The sequence below is a fragment of the Aquimarina rhabdastrellae genome (assembly GCA_947387485.1).
Taxonomy (GTDB): domain Bacteria; phylum Bacteroidota; class Bacteroidia; order Flavobacteriales; family Flavobacteriaceae; genus Aquimarina.
On record CANDNT010000051.1, the window covers coordinates 1 to 1,259 of the forward strand.

1 protein-coding gene is annotated in these 1,259 nt (G+C 29.9%); it reads right to left on the minus strand.

Features of this window, described 5'->3' with window-relative positions:
- Positions 1 to 49: 49 nt before the first annotated feature.
- Positions 50 to 1,200 (minus strand): IS3 family transposase gene (locus tag ACYEKI_RS21190; protein WP_459213212.1). Its coding sequence is split into 2 segments (ribosomal slippage): positions 50 to 945 and positions 945 to 1,200, totalling 1,152 coding nucleotides; the frame shifts between segments, so codons are not numbered across the junction.
- Positions 1,201 to 1,259 lie beyond the last annotated feature (59 nt).

Below are 1,259 nucleotides of genomic sequence, written 5' to 3' on the forward strand. Positions count from 1 at the left end.
TGGAATAGCAACAAAAAATGATACAAAAAAAGATAGCCTGAATGAATACTTAATTTGAGGATAATTCTAATTCTTTTTCTACTGGAGATTTGTACCCCAATGCAGAGTGAAGTCTATAATTATTATACCAATAAATATAAGCTTCTATAGAATTATATAATTTGTTAAAACAAGAGAATCTATAATGATTTAGATGCTCAATTTTTATGCTCTTAAAAAAACTCTCTGCTACAGCATTATCCCAACAATTCCCTTTTCTACTCATACTCTGTACGATTTTAGTATTATTCCCAAATAATAACTGCATTTTTTTGGAAGCATATTGAATACCTCTATCTGAATGAAATATAAGTTTATCTGCTAAATCTCTATTAGCTCTAGCTTTTATCCACGCTTTGTAAATGGTGTTTTCAGTATGTAAATCTTTACTTAGAGACCAGCCTACAACTTTTCTATCTGCTAAATCTATTATAGTAGTTAAATAACTCCATTTCCCTGCCAATGGTATGTAAGTGATATCTGAAACCCATTTAGTTCCTAATCTATTGGCTTTAAAATCTCTATTGAGTATGTTTTTAACTATAGGGAGCTTATGAGTTGAATCTGTAGTAATTCTATATTTTTGCCTATGAATACTTCTTAATTTCATTTGTCTCATTAATCTAGCTATATAGGATCTGCTGTAATTCATACCTTCTTTAGAGAGTAGCTTTTGGATTCTATAACTTCCATAGATTTTTCTATTGAAAGTAAATAACTCTTTTATTCTTTCTCTAAGATATATCGTAGTGCTATTTACCTTAGTTTTTGTTTGATTCTTTAACCATCTATAATACGCACTTTTACTTACTTTTAGACATTTACACATCCTTTCGACCCTATAGAATATCGAATGTTTTTCTATAAATCTATATTTTATTGATCGCTCTTGGAAAAGATGCTGATAGCCTTTTTTAAAATCTCTCGCTCTTCAGTGACCTCTCTTAACTGTTTCTTGAGATTCTTTATTTCTATCTCTTGTGGTGTCATATCTTTTATGATTGAAAAGGAACCTTTGTTCTCTCTATAACTTTTTCTCCATTTTCTTATTAAGCTGTCATCTATATCGTATTCTGCGCTAACTTCTCGAACGCTTCTTCCTGACTCTAATAATTCTACTATCATAGTCTTGAATTCTATTTCATATCTTCTATTTGCCATTGCTCTAATTTACTTTTTTTTGGCAATCTCTTTTCGTAGCTCCTAATGTAGACATTCCA